The organism is Stutzerimonas kunmingensis, from assembly GCF_900114065.1.
Taxonomy (GTDB): Bacteria; Pseudomonadota; Gammaproteobacteria; order Pseudomonadales; family Pseudomonadaceae; genus Stutzerimonas; species Stutzerimonas kunmingensis.
In genome coordinates this window covers 392,834-413,667 of sequence record NZ_FORS01000001.1, presented here as the reverse complement: position 1 = coordinate 413,667, position 20,834 = coordinate 392,834, and the positions used below count along the sequence as shown (strand labels likewise).

At 60.5% G+C, this 20,834-nt stretch carries 26 protein-coding genes and 1 tRNA gene; 14 read left to right on the top strand and 13 right to left on the bottom strand.

Going from position 1 to position 20,834, the window contains the following annotated elements; translation table 11 throughout:
• The first annotated feature begins 250 nt into the window (after positions 1 to 250).
• The 11 genes from BM275_RS02070 to BM275_RS02015 all read left to right on the top strand — a co-directional run bounded on the left by BM275_RS02070 (position 251) and on the right by BM275_RS02015 (position 7,362).
• On the top strand, positions 251 to 610 hold the full coding sequence (locus BM275_RS02070) for a hypothetical protein (RefSeq protein ID WP_181003917.1): 360 nt from the start codon (positions 251 to 253) through the stop codon (positions 608 to 610).
• A 15-nt stretch (positions 611 to 625) separates the two neighbouring features.
• Positions 626 to 805 carry a hypothetical protein gene (locus BM275_RS02065; RefSeq protein WP_015277798.1) on the top strand — a complete coding sequence of 60 codons (180 nt, stop codon included), beginning with the start codon at positions 626 to 628 and terminating at the stop codon, positions 803 to 805.
• Entirely contained in the window at positions 802 to 1,017 is a 216-nt protein-coding gene (locus BM275_RS02060; protein WP_015277797.1) for a hypothetical protein, read from the top strand. The genes BM275_RS02065 and BM275_RS02060 overlap by 4 nt, the downstream gene beginning before the upstream one ends.
• A 10-nt stretch (positions 1,018 to 1,027) precedes the next feature.
• Entirely contained in the window at positions 1,028 to 1,237 is a 210-nt protein-coding gene (locus BM275_RS02055) for a major capsid protein (protein WP_090519130.1), read from the top strand.
• 531 nt (positions 1,238 to 1,768) lie between these two features.
• Positions 1,769 to 2,758 (top strand): virulence factor TspB C-terminal domain-related protein, encoded by a 990-nt coding sequence (locus BM275_RS22375; protein ID WP_244153837.1) that lies wholly within the window; start codon positions 1,769 to 1,771, stop codon positions 2,756 to 2,758.
• Entirely contained in the window at positions 2,758 to 3,084 is a 327-nt protein-coding gene (locus tag BM275_RS02040) for a DUF2523 domain-containing protein (protein WP_042926027.1), read from the top strand. Before BM275_RS22375 ends, BM275_RS02040 begins: the two co-directional genes overlap by 1 nt.
• A gap of 12 nt (positions 3,085 to 3,096) precedes the next feature.
• Complete coding sequence (locus BM275_RS02035) at positions 3,097 to 4,275, top strand: zonular occludens toxin domain-containing protein (RefSeq protein ID WP_090519129.1); 1,179 nt, start codon at positions 3,097 to 3,099, stop codon at positions 4,273 to 4,275.
• Positions 4,276 to 4,422: 147 nt separating this feature from the next.
• On the top strand, positions 4,423 to 5,700 hold the full coding sequence (locus tag BM275_RS02030) for a hypothetical protein (RefSeq protein WP_090519128.1): 1,278 nt from the start codon (positions 4,423 to 4,425) through the stop codon (positions 5,698 to 5,700).
• Positions 5,700 to 6,707 carry a phage integrase gene (locus BM275_RS02025; protein ID WP_090519127.1) on the top strand — a complete coding sequence of 336 codons (1,008 nt, stop codon included), beginning with the start codon at positions 5,700 to 5,702 and terminating at the stop codon, positions 6,705 to 6,707. The genes BM275_RS02030 and BM275_RS02025 overlap by 1 nt, the downstream gene beginning before the upstream one ends.
• A 44-nt stretch (positions 6,708 to 6,751) precedes the next feature.
• Complete coding sequence (locus BM275_RS02020) at positions 6,752 to 7,066, top strand: type II toxin-antitoxin system RelE/ParE family toxin (protein WP_090519126.1); 315 nt, start codon at positions 6,752 to 6,754, stop codon at positions 7,064 to 7,066.
• Positions 7,067 to 7,071: 5 nt separating this feature from the next.
• Positions 7,072 to 7,362: a helix-turn-helix domain-containing protein gene (locus tag BM275_RS02015; RefSeq protein WP_003302338.1), complete on the top strand. Its 291-nt coding sequence runs from the start codon at positions 7,072 to 7,074 to the stop codon at positions 7,360 to 7,362.
• 100 nt (positions 7,363 to 7,462) lie between these two features.
• Here BM275_RS02015 and BM275_RS02010 read toward each other — a convergent pair.
• The 4 genes from BM275_RS02010 to metG form a co-directional block, all read right to left on the bottom strand.
• Positions 7,463 to 7,536 (bottom strand) — tRNA-Gly (locus BM275_RS02010).
• A gap of 80 nt (positions 7,537 to 7,616) precedes the next feature.
• Positions 7,617 to 8,309 (bottom strand): pseudouridine synthase, encoded by a 693-nt coding sequence (locus BM275_RS02005; RefSeq protein WP_044314982.1) that lies wholly within the window; start codon positions 8,307 to 8,309, stop codon positions 7,617 to 7,619.
• The gene (locus BM275_RS02000; RefSeq protein WP_080902091.1) at positions 8,299 to 8,511 is read right to left on the bottom strand and encodes a cysteine-rich CWC family protein; all 213 of its coding nucleotides are present in this window, start codon (positions 8,509 to 8,511) and stop codon (positions 8,299 to 8,301) included. Before BM275_RS02000 ends, BM275_RS02005 begins: the two co-directional genes overlap by 11 nt.
• A gap of 61 nt (positions 8,512 to 8,572) precedes the next feature.
• Positions 8,573 to 10,615 carry a methionine--tRNA ligase gene (metG, locus tag BM275_RS01995; RefSeq protein ID WP_090519125.1) on the bottom strand — a complete coding sequence of 681 codons (2,043 nt, stop codon included), beginning with the start codon at positions 10,613 to 10,615 and terminating at the stop codon, positions 8,573 to 8,575.
• Positions 10,616 to 10,789: 174 nt separating this feature from the next.
• Between metG and apbC the strand changes: the two genes are divergently transcribed.
• Entirely contained in the window at positions 10,790 to 11,884 is a 1,095-nt protein-coding gene (gene apbC / locus BM275_RS01990) for an iron-sulfur cluster carrier protein ApbC (protein WP_023443864.1), read from the top strand.
• 102 nt (positions 11,885 to 11,986) lie between these two features.
• Here the strand turns inward: apbC and BM275_RS01985 are convergent, their stop codons facing one another.
• Positions 11,987 to 12,196 (bottom strand): cold-shock protein, encoded by a 210-nt coding sequence (locus BM275_RS01985; RefSeq protein WP_003282211.1) that lies wholly within the window; start codon positions 12,194 to 12,196, stop codon positions 11,987 to 11,989.
• 329 nt (positions 12,197 to 12,525) lie between these two features.
• Here BM275_RS01985 and dcd point away from each other — a divergent pair, with 329 nt between their 5' ends.
• On the top strand, positions 12,526 to 13,092 hold the full coding sequence (gene dcd / locus BM275_RS01980; RefSeq protein ID WP_003292548.1) for a dCTP deaminase: 567 nt from the start codon (positions 12,526 to 12,528) through the stop codon (positions 13,090 to 13,092).
• Between the two features lie 107 nt (positions 13,093 to 13,199).
• On the opposite strand, the gene BM275_RS01975 is transcribed toward dcd, so the two are convergent.
• From BM275_RS01975 to napE, 5 genes are read right to left on the bottom strand one after another with little or no spacing between them, the layout of a single operon-like run.
• Positions 13,200 to 13,796, bottom strand: a complete 597-nt coding sequence (locus tag BM275_RS01975; RefSeq protein ID WP_023443863.1) for a cytochrome c3 family protein — start codon at positions 13,794 to 13,796, stop codon at positions 13,200 to 13,202.
• A gap of 10 nt (positions 13,797 to 13,806) precedes the next feature.
• Entirely contained in the window at positions 13,807 to 14,295 is a 489-nt protein-coding gene (locus BM275_RS01970; protein WP_041013426.1) for a nitrate reductase cytochrome c-type subunit, read from the bottom strand.
• 11 nt (positions 14,296 to 14,306) lie between these two features.
• The gene (napA, locus tag BM275_RS01965; protein WP_090519124.1) at positions 14,307 to 16,811 is read right to left on the bottom strand and encodes a nitrate reductase catalytic subunit NapA; all 2,505 of its coding nucleotides are present in this window, start codon (positions 16,809 to 16,811) and stop codon (positions 14,307 to 14,309) included.
• Positions 16,811 to 17,065 (bottom strand): chaperone NapD, encoded by a 255-nt coding sequence (locus tag BM275_RS01960; RefSeq protein ID WP_014819701.1) that lies wholly within the window; start codon positions 17,063 to 17,065, stop codon positions 16,811 to 16,813. Before BM275_RS01960 ends, napA begins: the two co-directional genes overlap by 1 nt.
• Before the next feature lie 59 nt (positions 17,066 to 17,124).
• Positions 17,125 to 17,304 carry a periplasmic nitrate reductase, NapE protein gene (gene napE, locus BM275_RS01955; RefSeq protein ID WP_014819702.1) on the bottom strand — a complete coding sequence of 60 codons (180 nt, stop codon included), beginning with the start codon at positions 17,302 to 17,304 and terminating at the stop codon, positions 17,125 to 17,127.
• A gap of 192 nt (positions 17,305 to 17,496) precedes the next feature.
• On the opposite strand from napE, the gene BM275_RS01950 reads away from it, so the two are divergent.
• Positions 17,497 to 18,675, top strand: a complete 1,179-nt coding sequence (locus tag BM275_RS01950) for an MFS transporter (protein WP_014819703.1) — start codon at positions 17,497 to 17,499, stop codon at positions 18,673 to 18,675.
• A gap of 12 nt (positions 18,676 to 18,687) precedes the next feature.
• Here the strand turns inward: BM275_RS01950 and BM275_RS01945 are convergent, their stop codons facing one another.
• The 3 genes from BM275_RS01945 to BM275_RS01935 form a co-directional block, all read right to left on the bottom strand.
• Positions 18,688 to 19,182 (bottom strand): SprT family zinc-dependent metalloprotease, encoded by a 495-nt coding sequence (locus BM275_RS01945; protein ID WP_090519123.1) that lies wholly within the window; start codon positions 19,180 to 19,182, stop codon positions 18,688 to 18,690.
• A gap of 61 nt (positions 19,183 to 19,243) precedes the next feature.
• Entirely contained in the window at positions 19,244 to 19,945 is a 702-nt protein-coding gene (locus BM275_RS01940) for a Yip1 family protein (RefSeq protein ID WP_023443857.1), read from the bottom strand.
• 175 nt (positions 19,946 to 20,120) lie between these two features.
• Complete coding sequence (locus tag BM275_RS01935) at positions 20,121 to 20,720, bottom strand: Yip1 family protein (protein ID WP_014819706.1); 600 nt, start codon at positions 20,718 to 20,720, stop codon at positions 20,121 to 20,123.
• Between the last annotated feature and the right edge of the window lie 114 nt (positions 20,721 to 20,834).

Here is a 20,834-nt window from a genome sequence, read left to right as displayed (position 1 = left end):
ATTAAATTAATGTTTGCTCAAGTGGAAAGTGTCAATTCAGCACTATTCGTCGCATTAAAAAATGAAGTATTGAATCTGTTAATACTTGATAAATAGTTGTTCCAAGAGCGTTTAAATAAAGCTATAGATAACCCGCAAGCCAAGTAACAAGCCGGTCGCAGTGAAATTGCTTTTTCACTCGTTCGGGATCGCTCGGCCTGTAGAAAGCAAAGCAGCGCAATAAAGCGCAACTAGAGAGAGGAAACACAAGATGGCACGTTCGACTATGGAAGTTGCATTTCTCGGCACTCAACGCTTCGACGGTGAAGCGGGCCAGAAGTACATCAAGGTCTTCTACGGCGATGAGCCGGACGGCAAGACCGAACACGGCCTGTCGATCATCGGCATGGCAGCAGCGGACGAAGTAGCCGACGAGATCTTCGCAGCCGGCGCGCAGTTCGAGCCGCTGCAACTGGTGCGCATCCACTTCGAGATTGCCCGTGGTGGGCAGAACAAGGGCAAGAATCTGGCGCTCCAGCTCGAAGCCGTCCAGACCCGCGCCGCAGCCGAAACCCCGCGCACCCCAGCTCAACCCCAGGCCAAAGCCGGCGACCCGGCCAAGGCCAACTAACCGGGAGGGGCGGCCATGCTGATCGATGACCGGGTGTACTGCGACTGCTGCGGCAACGACATGGGCAAGCTCATGGCGCTGCCCGCGCCGCAAAGCGACCTGCTGCCCGACCTCAGCCTGCCGCCCCATTTCGCCGTCTGCCCTGACTGCGAACCCTCCGAACAACCCGCCGACCTCGAGCAGGCCGGCGAATGAATTTCCTTGCCTGTGACGGTGACTGGCTGCAAGGCGCCGATGGCTCGCCCATCTGCTCCGGCTCGCTGGTCGCCCTCACGGTCGAGGAAATGCAAAGCCTCTACGGCTCTGCACTGACCTGGGACCAAGTCTCCGAGCTGCAAGGCGAAGCGATTGTTCTGTTCGCCACCGTGTTCGGCTTCCTGGTCCTGAAAAAAGCCCTGAAACAGTGAGGTATCACCCATGCAACTGAACAAGCACTTCATCAAGAAAATCGGCCTCGGCGCTGCCGTTGCTCTCTCGGCTGCTGCCGGCTCCGTCTACGCGGCCGTCCCGGCCGAAGCCACCACCGCGCTCGAAACCGCCGGCACCGATGTCGGGACCATCGGCTGGGCCGTCTTCGCCGTGATCATCGCCGCGATGGCGTTCAAGTACATGCGCCGCGCCCTGTAACCGGGGTTTTGCGCACTGTATGTGCCGAAGCAAACAAACCCCGCTCCGGCGGGGTTTTCTCTTCCAGGGAAACGCCATGAGCTACGAACTGTACGTCCTGATCCTCACCACCCTGGCGTTTTATCTCGTGTTTTTTGGGCGGGTGTAGATATGGCCAGGTTGGTAATCGCAGTGCTGGTTTTGGTGCTTTGGCATTCTTCGGCGAGCGCTGGTTATTCATTCTCGGTCTCGGGCTCGGCGGCCTATGTGAGTTCGGGCCCGTTTGATTCTTATTCGTCGCTTAAGGCTGCTAATCATTCGGGCTGGCTCTACACCACCTCGTCCAACTCTCAGTACTTTGCTCAAATGACCTGCAACCGGACCGGCTCAGCTAATGTCGTTTCTGGCTGCCCCTATAACGGTTACGTTTTCTACATCACCCGTTCAGGAGTTTGCGAGCCTCCGTCCACAACGGACTCAACCGGCGAATGCGTGGCACCGCCTAGCCAATGCGAAGCCACCATCGGCCAGGTCGTCACCCACGAACACAAGATGAAAGAAGCCGTTGGCCAGCCGGTTATCGATCCACCCGGCTCGGTCTGCGCCAATAGCTGCCAGTACGCCTTCGGCTTCACGCCGGCCAGCAACGTCTACGTCTACAGCAGCGGCGACCCTTCAGGGGTCTTTGGCGTTTACAGCTATACCGGCAACGGCATCGAGTGCAACGAAGACACCCGCAAGCAACCGGGCAACCCGGGCCAGCAGACCGACCCTGACGAAACCCCAACGCCCGATCCTGACAACCAATGCCCGGACGGCTACGCCTGGAACGGCACCTTCTGCAGCAAGGAACCACCGCCACCATGTGATCCCGAAGTCGAGGTCGGTGGCTGTGACGACACCGAGAACCCCGACCCTGACGATCCCGGCGATGGTGATGACGGCGACGGGGACGGTAGTAGCGACGGTGATGGGGATGGCGAAGGAGACGGCAGTGGTGATGGCTCCGGTGACGGGTCTGGAGACGGCTCGGGTGATGGCGATGGTAGTGGTGACGGAGACGGCGATGGATCGGGTGAAGACGATGGCGAGGCCGAATGCGACCCAGCCAAGGACCCAAACAAGTGCGGTAAGCCCAGCGTAGAGGGTGAAGCCTGTAACGCCGAGATCAAGTGCACGGGCGATGCCGTCCAGTGCGCGATCCTCCGCCAGCAAAAGGAACTGCGCTGCCACGCCGAAGAACAGGCCGACTTCGAGAAACACGAATCCGCCATCGAAGCCGCTGTGCAGGGCGACAAATTCAAGCTCGACGAAGGCAGCAGCGAGATCGAACTGCCGACCTTCGTCAATCAGGGCACCCGCTTCCTTCCGGCCAGCTGTCCCGCTGCGGAAACCTTCAGCCTGCGCACCAGTGGCGGGCGTTCCTTCGAAATCGGCTATGAGCCGCTATGCCGCGCCGCCAGTGACCTGAGCGGCCTCTTCGTAGCTGTCGCTACCGTGCTGGCTGCCCTGTACGTGGGCCGCTCCGTAGGAGGTCAGTAATGCAGTTTCTCTTCATCGTGCAGATGCTCGTCATCATCCTCGGCCCACTGGTGAAGATGGTCCTGAAGATCCTCGGCTTCGGCTTCGTTACCTATGTCGGCTTCAACATGATCATTGGCCAGGCCCAGGACTACCTGTTCGGGCTTATGGGTGATGTCGGCCCGGTGATCCAGGGGATTCTCGGGCTGGCCAAGTTCGATGTGGTGGTGAACCTGTATTTCGCCGCCATCTCGACGCGCTTCATGCTCGCCGGGATCGACAAGGCCACTGACCGCCGTCGCAATCAGGTCTGGCGCAAGCCGGGCGGCACCTCTATCGACGCATAAGGAGGCGCCGTCATGCTCGTTATCCGTACCGGCAAGCCCGGCCATGGCAAGACCCTGAACACCATCCGCGAGGTCGATCAGAAGGCCCACGCCGAAGGCCGGGTCGTCTACTACCACAACATCAACGGCCTCAAGCCCGATCAGCTGCAAGCGCAGTGGTTCGAGTTCGAAGACCCCGAGAAGTGGTTCGAGCTGCCCAACGATTCGATCATCGTCGTCGACGAGGCGCAGGGCTGGTTCGGCTCACGCGATCCCAGGGCGCGGCCACCGGAGCACATCACCCGCTTCGAGACCATGCGCCACCAGGGCCACGAAGTGCACCTCGTCACCCAGGACCCGCGCTATCTGGATGTGCATCTGCGGCGGCTATGCAACACGCACATCCACTATTGGCGCGTCTTTAAGTCCGCCCAGCTGCTGCGCTTCGAGTCGGAAGTGGTGGTGGAAAAGGTCGAGCTGAAGACCAGCTTCAAGGATGCCGACAAGAAGTCGCTGCGCCTGGATAAGCGCTACTTCGGCGCCTACACCAGCACCAACGCCAAGCACCACTTCCAGGCCAAGGTGCCGACCAAGTTCATCTTGGCCATCTGCGTGCTGATCGGGGCGGGCATCCTCGTCTATCGCGCCTATGAGCGCTACAACGCGGAGAAAGTCGCGCTCGAAGCCACCAGCAGCGCGCCGGCCGGGAGCATGGTCGATCAGGTGCGCGATACGGTCGGCGCCTTCATCCGGCCAAGCGCCTCGGATTCCGAACAGGCCGCGCCGCTCACCGTCGAGCAGTACTTGGGCAGGCGAGTGCCCAGGGTGCAGGACCTGCCGGCATCGGCGCCGGTGTATGACGGCCTGACTGGCCCGCAAACCTTTCCGAAGCCCGTGTGTATCGCCACCACCGACCGCGATCTGATCGCCCGCAATTACAAGCGCATGCAGGTCGGTGACAGCGATGAAGGGCTGACGGGCTGCCGATGCAACACCCAGCAGGGCACCCGCCTGGATGTGTCGTTCGGCTTCTGCATGTCAGTCGTGCAGAACGGCTACTTCGACGACACCAAGCCCGACCGTGGCTCGCCACAAGACCAGCGCAATCAGCAGCCACCACCTTCCACCTCGCCGGCCTATCAACCGAGCCAGCAGCAAGCCGGAACCACCGTCACGCGGGTGCCCTATGAGAAAGGGCGTTTCCTGTGGTGATGACCGTCAGCGCGCGTGCGCTCCGCGCTCTTTGCACGCGCGGCGAGGCACGAGCCGGCGTGCAAACGCGCGCGCTGACGTCCCTGTAACACGTCAGATAAACCCAACTGAACAGTGTCAATTCGTTGCAATTTGGAGCAGAAGAAGATGAGCGTTAAAGATCAAATTCGTGTTGATCAGAACTTTCAGGAAACCCCAGCCGGGCGACTGTTCTTCGATAGCCATTCGGCCAAGCTGACTGACCTGTCGGGCGTTCGCTTGCTCCGCTGCGGCGTCGATACGGTTCGCCAGCTGTACCGTGGACTGATCCGCCCGGAAATCATGGCGCTGTTCGAGAAACCGGGCGTCATGGTCGAGTTCGCCGGGGAGTTCTGGCATGCCGGTCGGGTGGGGCGGGACTCGGGCTACCAGTACAAGCTCCAGAATGCTGACCTCGGGTTCATCCTGCTCATCAAGAACTTCAACGCCAAGCTCGAGAACATCGGCCCGCACCTGAAAATCGAAGTGTCACCGCACGCGATCGACGTGCTGTCGCCTGAGCGCCTGCAAGAGCGGATGGACTACTACGCCGCAGCCGTAATGACACACCGCGAACGCAATCAGTGCGCTGTCCATCTGGCGTTGGATCTCCAGGGCTGGAAGCCTCCGGTGGATCTGGTGGCACGCCTGCACTGTCGCGCGCGGACGCATCGGGATATCTCGGGTATCAACGAGATCAACTGGGCGACCAAGTCCAGCGTCTACGGTCGTGGCGAAACGTCCATGTTCGGCTCTGCTGGTGGCGTCCAGCTCTGTATCTACAACAAAACCGAACAGGCACGCGCGACCGATAAGCTCGACTTCTGGGAAAGCGTCTGGCGTCGCCGGGATTCATTCGATGCGGCCGATCCTGATAACTACGATCCTGAGGCGGACGTGTGGCGGGTCGAGCTGCGCTATCACCATTCGGTCATCCAGCAGTTCGCCAGCGGGTCGATCAGTGCCAAGACCGGTGAGGCCATCGAAACGGATTCGTTTGCGGCGTTCTCCGCCCACTTGGACGGCCTGTGGCGCTACGGGCTTTGCCAATTCAAGTTGCTGCACCGCCCAGGGCAATACGAACCGATCTGGACGCTGATGCGTGATGACGTGCGGGTCGACGTGGCGGTCGATTCCCTGGTCGATGAAACGGAATACAAGCGCTACTACAAGACGTCACGGGGCTTCTCGGGCAAGAACGTGGAGCTATTCCTGGGAAACTTCGTAAGCCTGCTGGCACGGGAGCGAGTGGGCGCTAAAACCGCATTTGATCGACTGAAGGAATGGGAATGCTGGCCGGTCATTCGTGACCACTACGCCGCCAAGGATATGAGCGAGCGTGATCTGTACAAGCACATCAAAACGTTGCTTCAAGAACGCCACGTTCGATGGGGTAGAGCGGTCTGATGGCGATCCAGCAGCTCTCTGACGGTCGCTGGCGGGTCGACGTTGAGCCGGTCAAAGGCAAGCGGTTCCGCAAAACGCTGAAGACCAAGGCCGAGGCAATGCGCTTCGAAGCTACCTGTCGGGCCAAGTGCAACGAATCGAATGATTGGGCACCGCGGCCAAAGGACAAGCGCAGGCTGTCAGAGCTGGTCGAGCTGTGGTTCGATCTCCACGGCGTCTCGCTCTCCGATGGCGTTCGTCGTGTGGCGATCCTGCGGGCGTGCGCAAAGGCGATGGGCGACCCGGTAGCTCGCATGGTCGATGGCGCAAAGATCGCTGCTACGCGCGCGCGCTGGATGGCAGCGGGGGTGACCGGTAAGACGGCGAACAATCGCCTCGGCTACCTGAAAGCCGTTTACAACGAGCTGCACAAACTCGACGTGATCGATTATCCCTGTCCGTTCACACGTATTCGCCCGGTTCGGCTGCAAGAGCGGCCCTTGGCCTACCTGACCAAGCCGCAGATATCCGAGCTGCTCGATGCACTCCAGGCGCGGACCACGTCTCCACATCCGGCGATGGTGGCGCGGATCTGTCTGGCGACCGGGGCGAGGTGGGGTGAGGCTCAAGCGCTTCGACCGGAACGGATTCGAGGCAATGCCCTGGTCTTCGCCAATACCAAGTCGAAGCGGGTGCGGATGGTCCCGGTAACGCCCGAGCTGGTGGCGGCGATCAAGAAGCACTGGCAAACCTACGGGCCGTTCACCAACTGCATTGGCGTGTTTCGGCTGGTCCTGCTCTCGACCTCGATCAAGCCACCACGCGGACAAGCAAGCCACATCCTGCGGCACACGTTCGCAGCTCATTTCATCATGGGCGGTGGGCATATCGTGACGCTGAAAGAGATCCTGGGCCATGCGTCGTTGAACATGACGATGAGGTATGCCCACCTCGCGCCTGAGCATTTGAACGATGCGATCAGGTTAGGACCGTTGGCCGGCATCACGTTACCGCTCGCCGGCCAGTAATCGAATCGATTGAAGGAGGTGCGCCACTGGCGTACTATTCGTTTATGATCTTTATCGAGACACCGATCTTCACCAAGCGTCTGCGGGATCTGCTTAGCGATGACAGCTACGCAGAGTTTCAGCGGCAACTGGCTGACCGGCCGGACATGGGCGATGTGATTGAAGGTACTAGCGGCATTCGCAAGGTTCGCGTTGCGTCTAGCGGTCACGGCAAGCGAGGCGGATCCAGGGTCATCTACTACCACTTCACGGCGGCTTCGCAGATCGCATTACTGCTGATCTATCCGAAGAACGAGAAGGACGACCTGACGGCAGATGAGCGCAAGGTGCTCAAGCAAATCATCGAGCGGTGGAGGTAATCACCATGAGCAAATTCTTCGAAGACCTTCTAGAAAGCGTCCAGCAGATGGACGAGATTCACCGTGGCGAACGTCAACCCTCGCGGGAATTCGTCGTCGACTCGCTGCAGGTGAAAGAGATCCGCAAAGCAACCGGTCTGACCCAGGCCAAGTTCGCGGCGATGATCGACGTTCAACTGGGTACGCTGCGTAACTGGGAACAAGGCCGACGCGAACCGACCGGACCCGCAAAAGCGCTGCTGCGCGCCATCCATAACGATCCGAAGCACGTCATCCAGGCGCTTTCTTCGGTCTGATCTCGGCCTGTACGGCTGGACCTTTTCGACACTTCTTCGACACCACCAAAAGCCAGAAACGAAAAAGCCCTGTAAAAACAGGGCCTTAACGTTAGGTGTCTGGAGCGGGCGAAGGGAATCGAACCCTCGTCATGAGCTTGGGAAGCTCAGGTAATGCCATTATACGACGCCCGCTCAGGGGTGCCTTTTTACCAGAAGGCTTGGGCGAAATGAAGGGCGGCATTGGGTTTTTCTGGCGGGCAGGCGAAAAGGGTTCAGATCTGAGCGATCTCCTGCTCGGTCAGCGATCGATACCGGCCGGGTTCCAGTGCTAGGTCCAGCGTCAGAGGACCCATGCTTTCGCGATGCAGGGCGGTGACCTTGTTGTTGAAGCGACCGAACATGCGCTTGACCTGGTGGTAGCGGCCCTCGTGCAGGGTCAGACGGGCGCGGCGGGGTTCGAGCAGTACGAGTTCGGCGGGTAGGGTGGTGAGGTTTTCGAAGCGGAAATACATGCCCTGGGCAAAAACGTCAACGCAGGCCGGGTCGATCTCGTCTTCGGTTTCGATCAAATAGACCTTGCCCAGCAGGCTGGTAGGCTGGGTCAGGCGGCGAGACCATTGGCCGTCGTTGGTGAGCAGCATAAGGCCGGTGGTATTGAAATCGAGGCGGCCGGCGATGTGCAGGTCTTGCTTGTCCGGCTCGTCGATCAGGTCGAGCACGGTTCGGTGTGTCGCATCCTGGGTAGCGCTGGCGCAGCCTGCCGGCTTATGCAGCATCAGGTAGCGCGCCGCTTTCCCCGCTTGCAGCATTTCTCCGTCCAGCTCGATTCGGTCGAATACACGAACTTCCAGATCCACTATCCGGCTGGTTTCGCCGTTCACCAGCACTCGGTCTTCTGCCAGCAGGCGCCGAACGTCCTGACGACTTAGACGTGCGCGATTGGCGAGGTAGCGGTCAAGGCGCATCTGGAGGAGCGGTTTGGCTGCGAGCGCAACGCGCGCAGATACAGGCCTGATTTCGGAGCGTGGCAGGAATGCGCTCGAGCACGTGATCGGGGATTGGGGTTGTGAAGCACCAGCAGGGCTGGGCGGCGGCAGGGTCGCACTCGCCGCACTGGTTGGGCTGACCGCAGAGCGGGCAGTTGGAAGGATCTACAGGCTCGCTCATAGCGTTTCCGTTAACGCCGGGTTTCGCGTGCCGCTCGAGAGGCCGGCACGCGAACGCCGATTTACATGACGCGCTGGCCCGGCTTGGCGCCGTTGTCGGGGCTCAGCAGGTAGATTTCGCTACCGCCGGGGCCAGCCGCGAGGACCATACCTTCCGACACGCCGAACTTCATCTTGCGCGGCGCCAGGTTAGCGACATACAGGGTCAGACGACCTTCCAGCTTGCTTGGGTCCGGGTAGGCGCTCTTGATGCCGGAGAAAACGTTGCGCTTGGCATCGCCGATGTCCAGGGTCAGACGTAGCAGCTTGTCGGCGCCTTCGACGAGCTCGGCCTTCTCGATCAGTGCAATGCGCAGGTCGACCGCGGCAAAGGCATCGAAGTTGATTTCCGCGGCGATCGGCTGCTTGGTCAGTTCGCCATTGCCCGCCGGGGCAGCTGCGGCTTCGCTGGAGGCGAGGTCTTCTTTGGATGCTTCGATCATGGCTTCGATCTTCGCCGGTTCAATGCGGGTCATTAGCGGAGTGAAAGCATTGAGCTGGTGGTTGGCCAGCAGTGTCGCATGGTCGTTCCAGGTGAGCGGCTCAACATTGAGGAACTGCTCGGCAGCCGCGGCGAGGTTGGGCAGCACCGGCTTGAGGAAAATCACCAGCTGGCGGAACAGGTTGATGCCTAGTGCACAGATTTCCTGTACCACGGCCTGCTTGCCTTCAACCTTGTTCAGCGCCCATGGCGCCTTATCGGCAATCCAGGCGTTGGCACGGTCAGCGAGCGCCATGATTTCGCGCATGGCACGGGCGAAGTCGCGTGCCTCGTAAGCCTCGGCGATGCTCGGGGCGGCGGCTTGGAAGGCTGCCCACAGTTCCGGTTCAGGGTTGGCGTCGACCATCATGCCGCCGTTGCCTTTGTGGATGAAGCCGGCGCAGCGGCTGGCGATGTTGACGACCTTGCCAACCAAGTCGGAGTTGACCTTCTGCACGAAATCTTCGAGGTTCAGATCGAGGTCGTCCACGCCGCGGCCCAGCTTCGACGCGTAGTAATAACGCAGGTATTCCGGGTTCAGGTGATCGAGATATGTGCGTGCCTTGATAAAGGTGCCGCGCGACTTGGACATCTTCTGTCCATTCACCGTCAGGTAGCCGTGCACGTTGACCGCGGTCGGCTTGCGGAAGCCAGCGCCTTCCAGCATGGCGGGCCAGAACAGGGTGTGGAAGTTGATGATGTCCTTGCCGATGAAGTGGTACAGCTCGGCGGTCGAATCCTTGCTCCAGAACGTGTCGAAGCTCAGCTCCGGGCGGCGCTTGCACAGGTTCTCGAAGCTGGCCATGTAGCCGATCGGCGCGTCCAGCCAGACGTAGAAATACTTGCCCGGTTCACCCGGAATTTCGAAGCCGAAGTAGGGCGCGTCACGCGAGATGTCCCACTCCTGTAACCCTCCGTCGAGCCATTCGGCGATCTTGTTGGCAACCGACTCCTGCAGCGCACCGCCGCGGGTCCATTGCTTGAGCATGGCCTCGAAGTCCGGCAGCTTGAAGAAGAAGTGCTTGGAGTCCTTCAGCACTGGCGTGGCGCCGGAGATCGCCGAACGCGGATCTTTCAGTTCGGTCGGCTCGTAGGTGGCGCCACACTTCTCGCAGTTGTCGCCGTACTGGTCCTCGGCCGCGCACTTCGGGCAGGTGCCCTTGATGAAGCGGTCGGCGAGGAACATGCCCTTCTCGGGGTCAAAATACTGGGTCACCGAGCGGGTTGCGATGTGGCCGGCGTCGCGCAGGCGTGTGTAGATCAGCTCGGCAAGCTTGCGGTTCTCTTCCGAATGGGTGGAGTGGAAGTTGTCGAAGTCCACCAGGAAGTCGGCGAAATCACTGCCGTGTTCGGCCTGCACGTTGGCGATCAATTGCTCGGGCGTGACGCCTTCTTTCTCGGCACGCAGCATGATTGCCGAGCCGTGGGCGTCGTCGGCGCAGACATAAATGCACTGATTGCCGCGCAGCTTCTGGAAGCGCACCCACATGTCCGTCTGAATGTACTCGAGCATATGGCCGAGGTGGATCGAACCGTTGGCGTAGGGCAGTGCGCTGGTAACGAGAATCTGGCGAGCTTCGGACATGGGAAATCTGCAGTCGGAATTGCGAAAGAAAGTCTGCAACTATAAAGGCCCGGCGCGTATTTTTCACCCGCGCTGCCCATCCCCGGCGTCGACAGTGCCGGTTGGTGTTGGGCTCGGAAGCTTCGTGCGGGGTAAGATGCCTGTCTGATTTGCTCGGTCTTTCTAGGAGTAACCATGTCCGTCACTCGCGAAGCTGTGGAAACCGTCCTGCGCCAGTACACCGATCCCCATTTGAATCAGGATCCGGTGAGCGCCGGCTGCGTGCGTTCGATCGAGGTGCAGGGTGATAGGGTCAGCGTGCAGCTTGAGTTGGGCTACGCCGCTGCGCTGTTTCGCAGTGGCTGGGCACAGATGCTGGCGATGGCTATCGAGCATCTGGATGGCGTCAGTCGCGCCGATGTCCAGGTCGATTGCGTGGTCCGTCCGCACAAGGCGCAGGATCAGGTGCCGGCGCTTTCCAATGTGAAGAACATCATCGCCGTGGCATCCGGCAAGGGTGGTGTCGGCAAGTCGACCACAGCCGCCAATCTGGCTCTGGCCTTGGCGCGCGAAGGTGCACGGGTGGGCGTGCTGGATGCCGACATCTATGGCCCGAGCCAGGGCATCATGTTCGGTATCGCAGAAGGCACGCGCCCGGAGATTCGCGATGGCAAGGCGTTCATCCCTCTGGAGGCCCACGGCGTGCAGGTCATGTCGATGGCGTTCCTGTCCGATGACAAGACGCCGATGGTCTGGCGCGGGCCGATGGTCTCCGGTGCGCTGTTGCAGTTGATCACTCAGACCGCCTGGAACGATCTCGATTATCTGGTGGTGGATATGCCGCCGGGGACGGGCGATATCCAGCTGACCCTGGCGCAGAAAGTGCCGGTGACGGGGGCGGTCATCGTCACCACGCCGCAGGATCTGGCGTTGCTCGATGCGAAGAAGGGCGTTGAGATGTTCCGCAAGGTGAACATTCCAGTGCTCGGTGTGGTGGAGAACATGGCCATCCATATCTGCTCGAGCTGCGGCCATGCAGAGCATCTGTTCGGTGAGGGTGGTGGCGAGAAGCTGGCGGCGCAGTACAACGTCGATCTGCTGGCATCGCTACCTTTGTCGATGGCGATTCGCAGTCAGGCGGATGCGGGCAAGCCGACCGTGATAGCTGATCCGGAAAGCCAGATCGCGATGATTTACCAAGAGGTGGCGCGTACCGTCGGTGCCCGTATCGCTCAGAGTGGGCAAATCATCGCGCAGTCGATGCCGAAGATCGTCATTTCCGAGGACTGAGCCTAGAGGCGGTGACGCCATGCGTCACCGCCCGCGCCCGGCGATAAATTGCAGGCACAAAAAAGCCCCGCCGAAGCGAGGCTTTTTCAGAGAAGACTCAGGTTAGATAACCTGAACTTCCTCAGCTTGCATGCCCTTCTGGCCGCGGGTAGCGACGAAGGAAACTTGCTGGCCTTCTTTCAGGCTCTTGAAACCGTCGCCCTGGATGGCGCGGAAGTGTACGAAGAGGTCGTCACCGGATTGCGGAGTGATGAAGCCGAAGCCTTTCTCATCGTTGAACCACTTAACGGTACCGGTTTGGCGATTGGACATTTGATGTCTCCTTGAACCAAGTTTTGAAAAATAAAGTGCGGACTGAAAAGGTCCGAACATCACTGTGTGCAAGGAGATAGGAGTCGTATCGATATTTGGATCGAAATCTAAACATGTAGCGATTCACGGTGACACATGCAGCAGCAGCCCAGTAACAATACCTTTTTTCTGGAGCAAAGCGAGCTTTATTTTGGATTTCTTCTCCGAGCGGCGCGGTCGAGGTGTGACCTGCTCTGCGGCGCGCATCGCGGCCATGCTTTTACACGCGCACGAGGCTCGGTAAGATGCGCGTCTTCGCACGCCCATTTCATCTAATCAGGACGCCAGCCATGAGCATCAAATCGGACAAGTGGATTCGCCGCATGGCCCAGGAACACGGCATGATCGAACCCTTCGTCGAGCGCCAGGTGCGCACCGAGGGTAGCGATCGGCTGATTTCCTATGGCGTCTCCAGCTATGGCTACGACGTGCGCTGCGCCGATGAATTCAAGGTGTTTACCAACATCAATTCGGCGACGGTCGATCCTAAGAATTTCGACGAGAAGAGCTTCGTCGACATCAAGAGCGACGTCTGCATCATTCCGCCTAACTCCTTCGCCCTGGCGCGCACGGTCGAGTACTTCCGCATCCCGCGCAACGTGCTGACCATCTGCCTGGGCAAGAGCACCTACGCGCGCTGCGGCATCATCGTCAACGTGACGCCGCTGGAACCGGAGTGGGAAGGGCATGTGACCCTGGAGTTCTCCAACACCACGACCCTGCCGGCCAAGATCTACGCGAACGAGGGGGTTGCGCAGATGCTGTTCCTCGAGTCCGACGAAGAATGCGAAGTGTCCTACCGCGACCGCGGCGGCAAATACCAGGGCCAGCGCGGCGTGACGCTGCCCAAGGCTTGATGGCAAAGAGCAATACGAAAAAGCCCTGACCAATGGTCAGGGCTTTTTTTTGCAGCGGTGGAGCGTGCAGGGTGCTTGGCCAGTACACCTGCCAAGCACTCGTTACCCTACCAGCCCGGTACGCCTCTCATGTCCGGCAGCTTGTGTGCGATGCCCTTGTGGCAGTCGATACAGGTTGCCTCGCCGCTGGCCAGGGCAGTGGAATGGAACTCCGATGCCCGTTTGCCTTGGCGGGTGAAGTCCATGTAGCCGAAGTCGTGACAGTTGCGGCACTCGAGCGAGTCGTTGGCTTTGAGTCGCGCCCATTCGTGCTCGGCTAGCTCACGACGCTTGTCGAGGAATTTCTCGCGCGTGTTGATTGTGCCGAAGATCGTGCCCCAAACCTCCTTGGACGCCTGCATCTTGCGCGCGATCTTGTCGGTCCACTTGTGCGGTACGTGGCAGTCCGGACAGGTTGCCCGTACGCCCGAGCGGTTGCTGTAGTGAATGGTATCCTTGATCTCCATGTACACGTTGTCTTCCATCTCGTGACAAGAAATGCAGAAGGCCTCCGTGTTGGTGGCTTCCAGCGCGGTGTTGAAACCGCCCCAGAAGATGATCCCGGCGATGAACCCGCCGAGGGTCAGCGCCCCCAGACTGTAGTGGACGCTGGGCCGGCGGAGAACGGCCCAGTAGCGTTTGAAAAATGACTTGATCGACTTCATCCAGGCCCCCTCAGTTTCCGTTGGTGGATGGTGAGGTTTCCCGGTACAGCAGTTCGTCGATGGTCTTGAAGCGATTTTCCACCAGCGGCTTCACATCGTGCTGCGGTACATGACATTGCGTGCAGAAGTACCTCCGCGGCGCGACTGCCGCCAGGGTCTGCTGGTCGCGATCGGTGTAGTGGGTGATGCTGATCATCGGCGCCTGCGCGCGGGCACTATTGGCCCGGCTATGGCAGGTCAGGCATTTGTTGGCATTCTTGTCGACATGATACCCACGGATACTGTGTGGAATGGTCGGCGGCTGTTCCGGATAGTTGCGCTCGCGCCGGGTATCCTTGTTTTCCTCGTCGTGCAGTTTCGGTGGGGTGAATTCCTGGGTAATGGTCCCTCCCGGACGGCGACCGTCCGGGGCTGGTGCATCCAGCGGGTAGTTGGTTTCGGCGGCGACGGCCAGTCCGTACACCGCGAGCAGGGTCAGCGGCAGTAGGCGAAATTTCATGGCGGTTCTCCTCAGGCGATGCTGACCACTTCGATCTTCACGGCGCATTTCTTGTAATCGGTCTGCTTGGAGATCGGGTCGGTGGCGTCGAGGGTGACTTTGTTGATCAGCTTGTTGGCGTCGAAGAACGGCACGAAGATCAATCCCATCGGCGGCTTGTTGCGCCCCCGTGTTTCTACCCGTGCCTGCATCTCACCGCGCCTGCTGATGACTTTCACCACGCTGCCACGACGCGCGTTGAGCTTGCGGGCGTCCTCCGGATGCATGTAGACGAGTGCGTCGGGCACGGCCTTGTGCAGCTCATCGACCCGCTGCGTCATGCTTCCGGTGTGCCAGTGCTCAAGCACCCGTCCGGTACTGAGCCAGAAGGGGTAATCCTCGTCCGGGACTTCGGCAGGCACGTCGTAGGGCAGGGCGAAGATGATCGCCTTCTTGTCGCCGTAGCCGTAGAACTGCACATCGGTGCCGGCTTTGACATAAGGGTCGTAGCCCTCGCGGTAGCGCCACTGGGTTTCCTTGCCATCCACCACCGGCCAGCGTAAACCGCGGGCTTCGTGGTAGGTGTCGAAGGGCGCCAGATCATGTCCATGACCGCGACCGAATTCGGCGTATTCCTCGAACAGGCCCTTCTGCAGATAGAAGCCGAATGCCTCGGCCTCCTGATTTACATAGCCCTCGGCAATTTCCTCGTTGGGGAAGCGATCGACCTGGCCATTCTTGAACAGTACGTCGTACAGGGTCTTGCCCTTGAGTTCCGGTGACTTGCTCAGCAGCTCGGCCGGCCATACCTCGTCGACATTGAAGCGCTTGGAAAACTCGACCAGCTGCCAGAGGTCCGAGCGTGCATCGCCAGGTGCCTTGACCAGCTGGTGCCAGAACTGGGTGCGTCGCTCGGCGTTACCGTAGGCGCCTTCCTTCTCCACCCACATTGCGCTGGGCAGGATGAGGTCGGCCGCCTGGGCTGAAACGGTGGGGTAGACGTCCGAGACGATGATGAATGTTTCCGGATTGCGCCAGCCCGGCAGGATCTCCTGCATGACGTTGGGGCCGGCCTGCATATTGTTGGTCACCTGCGTCCAGTAGACCTTCAGTACCCCGTCCTTGAGCTTGCGGCTCTGCTCGACGGCATGAAAGCCCGGCTTTTCCTGAATGGTGCCTTCGGGCAGCTTCCAGATTTTTTCGGTGATGGCCCGATGCTTTGGATTGGCGACTGCCATGTCCGCCGGTAGGCGGTGGGAGAAGGTGCCGACTTCCCGGGCCGTGCCACAGGCGGACGGCTGTCCGGTCAGGGAGAACGGGCTGTTACCCGGCTCGCTTATCTTTCCGGTGAGCAGGTGGATGTTGTAGATCATGTTGTTCGCCCAGACACCGCGGGTGTGCTGGTTGAAGCCCATGGTCCAGAACGACATCACCTTGACCTTCGGGTCGGCATAGAGCTCGGCAAGCGCCTGCAGTCGCTCGGCCGGAACGCCGGATTCCTTGGTGGCGTATTCCAGGGTGTAGGTTTTCAGGAACTCGGCGTAGTCCTCGAAGCTGATATCGCTCCAGGTATTGGCCACCGCCGCGTTCTCTGCCTTGAGCTCCCGCGGGTCGGTCGGTCGCAGGCCGTAGCCGATGTTGGTCGCGCCCTTGGCGAACTTGGTGTGCTTCTCGACGAAGTCCTTGTTCACCGCACCGCTCTGGATGATGTGGTTGGCGATGTAGTTGAGGATCACCAGATCGGTCTGCGGATTGAAGATCATCGGGATGTCGGCCAGCTCGAAGCTGCGATGCTCGAACGTCGACATGACCGCCACCTTGACGTGCGGCGCGCTGAGGCGACGATCCGTCACGCGGGTCCAGAGCACCGGGTGCATCTCCGCCATGTTCGAGCCCCAGAGCACGAACGCGTCGGCCGCTTCGATGTCCTCGTAGCAGCCCATGGGTTCGTCCATGCCAAAGGTGCGCATGAAACCAAACGCTGCCGAGGCCATACAGTGACGTGCATTGGGATCGATGTTGTTCGAGCGGAAACCGGCCTTCATCAGCTTGTTCGCCGCGTAGCCTTCCCAGATCGTCCACTGCCCCGAGCCGAACATGCCGATGGCTTCAGGGCCGCCCTGCTTGAGCGCCGCCTTGTACTTTTCCTCCATGATGTCGAAGGCCTGTTCCCAGCTGACGGGCTGGAACTCGCCCTGCTTGTCGAACTTGCCGTCCTTCATGCGTAGCAGCGGTTGGGTCAGGCGATCCGAGCCGTACATGATCTTCGACAGGAAGTAGCCCTTGACGCAGTTGATGCCGCGGTTCACTTCCGCCTTGACGTCGCCATGGGTGGCGACGACGCGGCCCTCTCGAGTCGCCACCATGACGCCGCAGCCGGTGCCGCAGAAGCGGCAAGGGGCCTTGTCCCATTTCAGATTGGTGGCGTCCGCTTCGGTAATCAGGTTGCTTGCGCTGGAAGCGATCGGCATGCCGGCCACGGTTGCGGCGATGGCCGCAGCGTTGGCTTTGGCGAATTGGCGTCGGGTAAGGCTCATCAGGCGTCTCCTTCGAGGAGTTCTTCGTGATAGATCAATGCGGCATTGAGCACGCCGGGCAATTGCTGGATATGGTCGATCGAGGCAAGGATGCGTGATTCGTGCTCGGCTTCCAGCACCACCACCAGCTTGCCGCTGGCATTCTCCTGGTGCATTTCCAGGCCGGGTAACAGTTGCAGGTTGGCTTTTACCGCGGCCAGCCATTCGGGGCGGCAGTGCACCAGCAGGCTGGCGATATGCAGAGGGTGTCCCATCAGTGATTCCGTTTCCGTTGGCAGCAGGGCGCAGGCCCGATTAGATCGGCAGGAGCGGCTTAAGCCGGACCTGGCGGCCCGAAGATCATCTGCACGATCCAGACGATGAAACCGTAACCACTGACCAGCGCGACGCTGAGGATGGGAAACAGGAAGACGATCAGGAATATGAAGAGGCGGGTTTCGTCCCGCTTGATCGAGGTATCCGCGGGGCGGGTGTCATTCGGCGTTACTGTCATTGTTCTACTCCGACTGGCATATAGGGAGTCTAGTCACAGACCAGCATAGGGCAATATTCGTTTCGGTTCTTTGCGGTGGCTTGGGGTTAGGCCGATCAGCGGACCGCTTTTCTGTCCGGCAAGCGGCAGAGCGAACAGCCGTGCTAGCCTGCGCGGCTTTTTCTCAGGTCAGCGCATGAGACGAGGGCGCCGATGATCGCCGAACACGCACACCTATCAAGAGGCACGCCAGCCTACCGGCGCGCCACGTTTGCACTCTTCTGCGCTGGCTTCGCCACGTTCGCATTGCTGTATTGCATTCAGCCGTTGCTGCCCATGCTCGCCGCGCATTTCTCCGTATCGGCTGCCAGCAGCAGTCTGGCGTTGTCGCTGACGACGCTGTCGCTCGCCGTCTGTCTGCTGATCTCGGGTGCGCTTGCCGAAAGCTGGGGACGCAAGCCGGTGATGGCCGCGGCGCTCGGTCTGGCCAGCCTGCTCGGGCTGGCCAGCGTACTGGTCGATTCCTGGCAACTATTGCTGGCGCTGCGCGCGCTACTCGGGCTGGCACTCAGTGGATTGCCGGCACTGGCGATGGCTTACGTCGGCGAGGAGTTCGAGCCCGAGTCGCTGCCTGCCGCAATGGGCCTGTATATCGGCGGCACGGCGCTGGGTGGGATGCTCGGGCGTCTGCTTTCCGGCCTGCTGAGTGACCTGGGTGGCTGGCAGCTGGCGCTCGGTGGCATTGCCTCGCTGGGACTGCTGGCGTTGGTGGCGTTCGTCTGGCTGTTGCCGCCATCGCGACATTTCACGGCGCAACCGCTCTCGCTGCGCATTCTGCTGACGAACTTCCGGCTGCATCTGGGCAATCCGGTGCTACGTGGACTGTTCCTGCAGGGCTTTCTGCTGATGGGCGGCTTCGTCGCGCTGTTCAACTACATTGGCTTCCGCCTGGCAGGCGAGCCGTTCGGCTTGTCCTCGACGCTCATCGGCCTGCTGTTCGTCGTCTATCTCGGCGGGATTTTCAGCGCCGGCTGGGCCGGGCGTCTGGTGCCGCGCTTCGGTGCGCGGCAGGTGCTGCGCGGTGGGGTCGCTCTGATGCTGATTGGTGTGGGGCTATGCGCGACGTCGTGGCTGGTCAGCATCGTGCTCGGTCTCGGGTTGTTCACCCTCGGCTTCTTTGCCGCGCATGCCGTGGCCAGCGGGCAGGTCGGCAGCCATGCCAAGGGTGCTCGAGCGCAGGCATCGGCGCTGTACCTGTGTGCCTACTATCTGGGATCGAGTGTGGTTGGCTATGGCGCCGGTTATGTCTGGGATCACGCGGGCTGGTTGCCGTTGATGGCTTTGCTGGCGGCGTTGTTCGTCATTGCCGGTTGGCGGGCGAGGGCGCTCTAGCAGGCGCTGGCGTCATTCGATGCGTTGCTCGCCGCTGAAGGCAAGGGTGGTCTTGCAGCGACGGCAGTAATAACGGCGCCCCTTCGCCACCAGCGCATGGCGTTGGGGCGTGAAAGCGAAATCCTGATCCACGCAGCTGCAGCGATAGACATAACGGGTAACGGACCGGCGACGAATCGCATAGGTGTGGCAGCGATCCGGCGGCAGCTCGTACACGCCACGCATGATCAGCTGCCATTCCTCGCCGTGAGGCTGAATCCGTGAGCCAAACATCTGATGGGCGATCAGGTGCGCGACCTCATGGGCGACGGTCTGGCGCAGAAAGTGCTCGGTGTTTTCCCTATATAGCTGCTCATTGAAGCGCAGGAGATTTTCCTGCAAATGCGCTACACCAGCTTTCTGCCCGCGCAGCTTGAGGCTTATCTGGGGGCGGGTGAAGCGTCGCTTGAAAAACTGCTCGGCCAGCTCGTAACAGGCTTCGACGCAGGCATTGAGGCGCTCGGGCATTGGGGTACTCCTGCAAGCGCCGCATTATGCCAAACCGTTTCTGGCCAAACAGCTTCGTTGGTCACTCGTTCGGGCGTTCGTTGAAGCGCCGTTCGTTGTCGATGCCGCCCGGTTCTTCCTGCGGGCGGTTCTCCTCGAAGCCATAGCTCTGGTTCTGTGGGGTATCGCGCTCGTAGGTTGGGTCGAGTGCGAGCATCCAGAACAGGATCATCGGCACCTTCAGGTTCACCAGCACCAGCAGGCCGACGCCCCAGGTGCAGGCGCCGTAAAGAAAGGTGTTGCGGTTACTGATGCGCATGAACGTCGGCAGGCCGACGAATAGCAGATAGGTCGAGTATGCCCCGGCCGCCACCAGAACTAGGATGGCCAGCCAGCGCGACGGGTAGAGCGCACCAAGTCCGGCTAGGAAGAACGGTGTAATGACATAGGCTATGAAGCCCACGCATTGATTGAAAGTCGGGCGTGCATCGAAGGAGCGCGACATCCAGCGCAGGAAGAACCCCATGATGAAGGTGCCGGCGACGATGGTGATGTAGATCAGCGCGCTGAGCTGGAAGGCACTGCGGGTATCGAGCCAGATCCGTTCGGCTTCGACCAGGCTCCAGCCTACATAACGTGTGCCGATGAACATGCAAACCGCCGGCAGCAATGCCCACAGCAGCAGATGGACAAGGTAGTTGGAGCTGTTCTTTTCTTCGTCGCGGCGAATGTCCGCCCACGCCCGATCCGGGCGGGTGAGCAATGTTACAAAGTGCGGGATCATACCGAGTCTCCGTCTGCCTTGAGGGCCGCTCAGGAATGCTGTTGCAGCGGCGTTATCGCTTTAGAACGGCAGATGCGGTGAGGGTTTCCCTTATCGGTCCAGACGATTCGTCGTGGGATGATGCGCGGGCATACGAAAAGGCCGCCCGAAGGCGGCCTTGTGAGGCGCGGATGGGTTAACGGACGTAGACCGGGCCGACGCCCATGCCCCATGTAATGACCGACAGCGCAATGATCGCCACCAGCACCACCAGGCCGACCGCAAGTACCGAGCTGGAGAACATGAATCCCTCGTCTTCGTGGATGTTCATGAACTTGGGCAGCCCCACGTAGAGCAGATAGGCCGTGTAGCAGACTGCCGCGGTCCCCACCAGCATGCCGAGCCAGAGGTGCGGATAGAGACCCGCCAGCCCGCCGATGAACAGCGGCGTTGCGGTATAGGCGGCGAAAACGATGCATTGGGTAAGGGTTGGGGTAGCGTCGTAGGTACGTGCCATCCAGTGAATGAAGCCGCCCATCACGGCCACGCCGGCCAGCATGGCGAAGTAGGAAAGTATCGCCAGCTGCATGCAACTGGCCTGGGTCAGCTTGACCGGCTCTCCACCGCCGATGCTCCAGCCCACCTGGGTCGCGCCGATGTAGGCCGATACCGCCGGTATCGCGGCGAGCAGCAGCACATGCGTGAGGTACATGTGGCTGACGGTTTCTTCCTCGCCGCGGATTTCATTCCACTCCTGACCGGGGTGGGTGAACAAACCCCAAACGTGATTGATCATGCCAGCGTCTCCTCAGTTTATGGAGGTCGCCTCGCCTGGCGGTCGTCATCGAGGACGGCGCGTGCGACCTTACGTCGCAGTATAGAAATGCCAATCGGCAATGCATCAGCGGGG